Below are 5,945 nucleotides of genomic sequence, written 5' to 3'. Positions count from 1 at the left end.
GCCTGGCGGCCCCGCCGGAACCCGGGTACGGGCGAGCCTGCCCGACCGACCGAGGGGAGCCCCCGCCCACCGGGCGGAGCCGTGGCGGACGCCGCTGGGCAGCGCTCAGGCCGGCGCGACACGGCACCGGGTCAGGTACGTCTCGACCATGCCCTCGCGGACCGCGTTGCGCACGACCCGGCCGGTGACACGGAGCCGTTGCCCCTCTTCGGGGAACGGCTGGGTCATCGAGTCCCACGCGTACCGGCGTCCGGCGCCGTCGGTGAAGCGGACACGGCGGCGCTCGCCCCACTGGCTCGCGAGCGGGCTGACCTCGGTGACCGTGGCCGTGATCGACTCGCGGTCCTCCGTGGTCAGCCGCCGCTGGGCCTCGCGCAGGTACATCGGGACTGCGGACACCACCAGACCGATGTCCGCCGGTGCCAGGTCCTGTGCGACCGCGCGGGTCAGCTTGCGGCGGTAGTCGCTCGCGGCCGCGTCACCGTGCAGGCACCAGTCCCGGACCGCGGCGGCCGTGGCCTCGACGTTCCCGGCGGCCCGGAGGTGTTCGTGCAGCTGGTCCAGGGCCTCCCGGCCGGCGCCGCCCAGCAGCAGGGCGCGAACCTGTTCGGCGGTCGTCCAGCCGCCACCGCGCTTGACGTACCCGGCCTGGATGGTCAGGGCGACGGCGTACTCCAGGACCTGGTCGACGTGGAGTCGCAGATCCGGCGGCACTTCGCCTGGCTCGTACGGCTCAGCTGTCAGGCAGCAGCGGATCAGGTTCCACAGGTCGCGCAGGACGGTGACGGGCAGGTTCGCGTACGGGCCCGCGCACGTCGTGCCCAGCTGCATCGTGCTGCCGTCCTCGTGCCGCAGGAGGTAGCTGGTCAGGGCTCCGCGTTCCCCGCAGGCGTCGCAGTGCGCGATCCGGTCGGCGGCCTCTTCCTCGAACGGCGGGAGCGCGGTGACGGTGCTGCCCGCCGCCCCGTCGTGCTCGACCTGGGCGATGACGGTCCAGCCCTGGAACTGCAGGAGGGGGAACGTCACGGTGACGTCCTGGACGGCCACGGCGCCGATGGGGACGCCGTTGACGTCGGGCCACGGCATGGGCTCGACGGGTCCGCGGGTGAGGTGGCATCCGGTCAGCCCGTGGGCCCGGGTCTGCCGGTCCGCCTGCTCGATCGCCTCGCGCAGGGTGGGGAGCTGGTCGTTTCGGACAGGGAAGGTCAGGGATGTACTGCTCATGCGTTCTCCGTAGGGGGCGACACGGCCCGGCCGTGGGAGACGGCCGGGCCGGCGGGATGGGTCAGTGTCGGTGGACCGGTTCGGCCCGCCCCCGGGGAGAGCACGGCAAGCACGGTGGGGCTCATCGCGACTCCTGGACGTTGAAGGTTCGGGGTTGCCGAAGGAACTGCCATACCTTCGGCCGTTGCTAATTCTGCCTTATGTGTTGAGCGGGGTCAACGCCGTTCCCCCTGTTCCGGGGCTACATCGTCAGGGTGCAGGTGTCGCATCCGCCGGTGGCGTGCAGCAGCGGAGCGGACCCGATGCGGGCCTTGGACTCGTACGTCGGCGGCCGCCGGAGGGCGGCGTGCACGTCCCGTTCCATGCGCTCGAAGTCGGCGTCCTCCTCGACGCGGACGCCCGGGTCGGGGGCGTCCGGGCGGCGGGACTGCTCGATCAGCTCGGCCATCGTGATGTTGGGGTTGAAGGGGACCTGGCGGACGCGCTCGACCAGTGCGCACAGCTCGGCAAGCCGGGGCCGGCGGGCGACACCCAGCAGCAGATCGCGGTGGCTGGCCAGCGTGCAGGTCGAGCAGGAACAGCGGCTGGACCCCCGGCGGTCCCCGGCGCCGGGGTGGGAGTCGTAGCACCAGTGGTACGGCACCTCCTCCGCGAGGGTCCACGCCCACACGTCGGCGGTGCTCACCTGGTGGGCGGGCAGCCACTCGTCCACCACCCGGTGGGTGTTCTCGGTCGTGCGGCGCCACACCTGCCGGTTGCGTCGGTCGCGGCTCTCCTCCGCCCTCAGGCCGAGGACGTTGGCGAACATCAGCGGCCCTTGGACCTCCTTGCGCAGGGCGCGGACCTGCTCGGTGAAGGCGCCGAACACCATCTTCGTCTTCCACGGTCCGGTGCAGGTGCGGGCCTGACCTAGCCAGGGCCAATCCCCCCGCTCGGCGATGAACGTGAGCAGGTCGAAGGGGACCGTGCGGCCGTCGACCTGCCGGGTGCGGCGGACCTCGATGTGCCGCTCTGGGGGGACGCCGAGAATCTGGCTGTGCTGGGCGGCGAGCTCGCTGGCGCTGGGCCAGCGCACGCCGTCCACGGTGACGGCGGGCCACTCCATCGGGCCCAGGCTGGCGTGGGCGGTCCATACGCGGTCGGCGACCCCGGCCCGGCGGGCGGCGTCCATCGCCTTGGCGCCCGCGATCACGCCGTCCTTCCCGCCGGACAGGTTGATCACGATGCGGTGCCGGGTCGCGGCGAAAGCGACCGGATCGGTGTAACTCATCTTGCTCTCCTCGGTGTTGGGCGGGCTCCGGCGGTTCCGGAGCCCGCGGGGTGGTTCAGGCGATGAGGGTCACGCCGCCGATGGTCTTGGCCCGGCGGATCAGCGGCTTTCCGCCCGTGGGGCGTGGGGGTTCGGGCGCGGGCAGCGGCCGGAGCGGGTTCCAGCGGGTGCCGACGTCCCCGGTGTGCCGGGTCCACGCCTCCTCGAAGTGCTTCCGCTGCTTGTCGCGGACTCCGGCCGGCGCCGCGACGGCGAAGGCGGCGGCCGCCGGGAACCCGCCGTCGGCGGTGAGGTAGTGGGCCCGCTGGATGCCGGACGTCTCCCCGCGCTCCAGGGCGAGCCCGTGGCGGGCGGCGAATTGCCGGATCAGCTGCTCGGCGGTGCGGCGGTCGCCTTCCCACACGGTCCGCACCGACCGCCAGGCGGGGCCCTTCTTCGCCGGTCCCCGGCATTCGCGGTGCCCGGGGCACCACGGCTCGAAGTCCCCGGCGGGGTGGTCGGCCCGGCACTGTTCGGTCCGCGGCTGTCGGCACCACCACTTCGGTGACCGGCAGGACCGGCCGTGATGGGTGCGGCAGTCCGGCGTGCGGGCCGCGTAGTAGATCCTCCGCACCTCGTAGATCGCGTACGGGGCCTGGTCCAACGACTCCTCGAAGGCGCTGAGCACGGGGTGGTTGCGGCCGTCCTCGGTGAGCCTGCGGTACAGGCTGTCCGTCCCGTACAGGCTGGAGCGCTCGTTGAGCGCCATCGCGACGTGCTCCATCCGCAGGACGTCCGCGGCGATGTGCGGGTGGTCCCGCAGACGCGCCTCGTGGGCCTCCCTGCTCGCGCATACGCCGCTGAAGGGGCACTGCGAGCAGTACGACTTCTTCACCGGCTCTCCGAGCCGTTCCAGGACGAACCGCTCGACGTCCGCCCGGTCCTGACGGGCCAGGATCAGGGGATAGAACGGCTCGCAGATGGTCCGGCCCGCGGCCCGGTTGTGCTCGCGCTGGATGCGGCTGTCCTTCTCCGCGCGCTTCAGCTCGCCGTAGTGGTAGCCGATCACCCGGCGGTAGCTCGCGCCGCCGAACTCGGCCTCCGTCCACTGGTCCAGCACCCATCCCTTGAAACGGATGCTGCACGTCCTACGGCCATTGGCGATCTGGGGGACGGTTCCGGCCTCCCGGAGCTCGTCGCTCAGACGCCACGGCCCCCGCGCGAAGATCCGTCGGGGAGACCGGCTGTCGTCCAGGACGACAACGCCGTCCGCGTCCTGGCGGCCGGCGCGGGCCACCTGCACCAGCCGGACCCCCGCCCGGCGCATGCGCGGGAGGACCAGCCGGTCGACATAGTCCAGGGTGTCCGGCCATTCGTCTCCGGTGACCGCGTGAACCACGATCAGGTCGGAGAGGTCGGGGGCCAGACCGTACCGCTCGGGGTGGTCCAGGAACTCGATCAGGATGGCCGTGCTGTCGGCTCCGAGTCCGTAGCTCAGCACGGTCATCCCGGAGGACCGGCCGAACGTGGTCCGTTCCGAGGGCTCGGGCAGGTCAAAGAGGGCTGCGGGCAGGGCAGTTGCAGGCACGGAGAACTGAATCCTCGGGTCGGGTGGCTTCGCGCCGGCGGACGGCGGCGGTCACGGCGGGCGGCTCGATCGCCGCCCTGTGGCCGGGGGCACGGACGTGGGCCCGTGCCCCCGGTTCAGGTCAGTCCTTCTGCGAAGGCTTGACGATGTCCCGCATCACCGCGGCGCGGGTCGGCGCCGCCGGGCAGGGACCGAGCAGCCGGGTCAGGTGACCGCGCAGGGCCTCGATGTCACCGGCCTTGCGGGCGCTGTCGGCCTCGTCCAGCAGGCCGGTCACCGCCTCGCGGTCGGTCGGGTGCCCGGTCTCGCACGGGCACTGGGTGGGGCGCTTGCCCACCAGCTCGGCCACGCGGGCGGCCTGCTCCTCGAAGGGGACCTTGCACCCCTCGTGACGCCACGCGGGACGCGGCGTCGGGTCGCCGTTGCGCCCGCGCAGGTGGCTCCACCAGCGGTTCCCGACCCAGCCGCAGATCAGGTCTTCCATCTCGAACGGGTTGTCCGACCCGGGGTAGCCGTGCTTGGGGCTCCACGCGATTTCATCGAGCCGCCCCAGGCAGATGCCCGCGCTCAGGATGTTGCGCCGCGTGGGCGCCATCCGCGGGTGCAGCCACGGGACGATGCCCTCGGGCGCCGTGTCACCGGCCTGTTCGGTCTGGGGGAGGGCGGCGCCGGACTGGGTGACGGTGTCCAGGTGGGCGGCGGCCTTGTCGCGGTCCTCGTGCTGGCTCTCCTCGACCTGGCCCAGCACGCGCGCGTGCCAGTCGCCGTGCCAGCGGTGGATGTGGCCGATCAGCTTCCCATCGACCGTGACGGGGTACCGGCCGTCCGGGGTCCGGTCGCCGATGCGGTACCGCTTCTCCGGGGTGTCGGGGGCGTCGTTCGTCGCCATGTCGTTGTCTCCCTGTGTTGAAGGTTCGGGGCGGGCTTCTGCCAAAGCCCTTGCGGGGTGGGCCCGCCCGGCTGCCACCGGGCGGGCCCACCGGAGTCCTACCGGCGGCGGTGCTTCAGCAGCGCGCTCAGGCTCGGGGCGGACGGCCGCGCGTTCTGCGGGTGCCACCCCTCCCGGAGGAAGGCGACGGGCCGGTTCTCGCAGTTGCGCACGATGACCAGGTCCGGGCTCGTCGCGACGGTCTCGCCACGGCGGGCGGCGCGGACCAGGAGGTCGCGCACCTCGTAGCGGTCGGCGCTCTCGGGCGCGGTCACCGACTGGCCGGTGAACAGCTTGCTGCTCATCCAGCGGGCCGCGAGGGGGATGCTGCGGGCCTCCGCGAGGGTGGGGGTGTGGTGGTCGAGCATCCCGGCGGGGACCGGGACGATCGTGGTGACCACGGTGCCGTCCTCGGCGTCGAGCAGCCGGACCAGTTCCGAGTCCGGGGACTGACGGACGGTCAGCTTGTCCGTCACGTCGGCCGCCCGGACGGTCCACCACGTCTCGTTGACGTCGGCGGCGGTCGTCACCAGCCGGGGGCGCCCCTCGGTCCACACGTAGGTGGTGGACAGGTAGAGGGCGAATCCGCCGATCTCGCGCGGGGTCTCGGTCTCCAGCTCTGCGTACATCGTTGCTCCCGTGTTGAAGGTTCGGGTTGTCGGGGAGGACTGCCATCCCCTTCCGACATCACTAATCATGCCTTATTTTGGGGTAGAAGTCCAGCCCTGAAGACCCTCCAAACGAGTGATCTACCTCACACGTTTTCGCAGGTCAGGGGCGGTTTCCACCCCATCCGGGCGAGCCTTGCCCGGCGGGCCTGCCACGGCTCCACCCGGCGGGCGGGGGCTCCCCTCGGTCGGTCGGGCAGCTCCGCCCGACCGCCGGTTCTGTGGGGGGTGCCAGGCTCGCGAAGCGACCGCGAAGCGGCTCGGCCTGGCACCCCCCGCAGGTTCGGT

General features: G+C 72.4%; 5 protein-coding genes. All 5 read right to left on the bottom strand.

Features of this window, described 5'->3' with window-relative positions; all coding sequences use genetic code 11:
• Positions 1 to 105: 105 nt before the first annotated feature.
• On the bottom strand, positions 106 to 1,224 hold the full coding sequence (locus ACFC09_RS45605) for a hypothetical protein (RefSeq protein WP_376539048.1): 1,119 nt from the start codon (positions 1,222 to 1,224) through the stop codon (positions 106 to 108).
• Positions 1,225 to 1,465: 241 nt separating this feature from the next.
• Positions 1,466 to 2,494 (bottom strand): phosphoadenosine phosphosulfate reductase family protein, encoded by a 1,029-nt coding sequence (locus ACFC09_RS45600; protein WP_376539046.1) that lies wholly within the window; start codon positions 2,492 to 2,494, stop codon positions 1,466 to 1,468.
• Between the two features lie 55 nt (positions 2,495 to 2,549).
• Positions 2,550 to 4,061 (bottom strand): hypothetical protein, encoded by a 1,512-nt coding sequence (locus ACFC09_RS45595; protein ID WP_376539044.1) that lies wholly within the window; start codon positions 4,059 to 4,061, stop codon positions 2,550 to 2,552.
• Between the two features lie 121 nt (positions 4,062 to 4,182).
• Positions 4,183 to 4,950, bottom strand: coding sequence for a hypothetical protein (locus ACFC09_RS45590; RefSeq protein ID WP_376539042.1), 768 nt, complete (start codon positions 4,948 to 4,950; stop codon positions 4,183 to 4,185).
• 98 nt (positions 4,951 to 5,048) lie between these two features.
• Positions 5,049 to 5,618 carry a hypothetical protein gene (locus tag ACFC09_RS45585; protein ID WP_376539040.1) on the bottom strand — a complete coding sequence of 190 codons (570 nt, stop codon included), beginning with the start codon at positions 5,616 to 5,618 and terminating at the stop codon, positions 5,049 to 5,051.
• Positions 5,619 to 5,945: the final 327 nt, after the last annotated feature.

Origin of the sequence: Streptomyces sp. NPDC056161 (assembly GCF_042268025.1) — a bacterium.
Lineage (GTDB): Bacteria > Actinomycetota > Actinomycetes > Streptomycetales > Streptomycetaceae > Streptomyces.
The sequence above is the reverse complement of the archived record's forward strand: the minus strand, read 5'-3'. Positions and strand labels throughout refer to the sequence as shown.

Excerpts from the sequence above, each read along its gene's own strand:
- ACFC09_RS45585 (WP_376539040.1), bottom strand. The coding sequence starts at position 5,618 with ATGTACGCAGAGCTGGAGACCGAGACCCCGCGCGAGATCGGCGGATTC.
- ACFC09_RS45605 (WP_376539048.1), bottom strand. The coding sequence starts at position 1,224 with ATGAGCAGTACATCCCTGACCTTCCCTGTCCGAAACGACCAGCTCCCC.
- ACFC09_RS45600 (WP_376539046.1), bottom strand. The coding sequence starts at position 2,494 with ATGAGTTACACCGATCCGGTCGCTTTCGCCGCGACCCGGCACCGCATC.
- ACFC09_RS45590 (WP_376539042.1), bottom strand. The coding sequence starts at position 4,950 with ATGGCGACGAACGACGCCCCCGACACCCCGGAGAAGCGGTACCGCATC.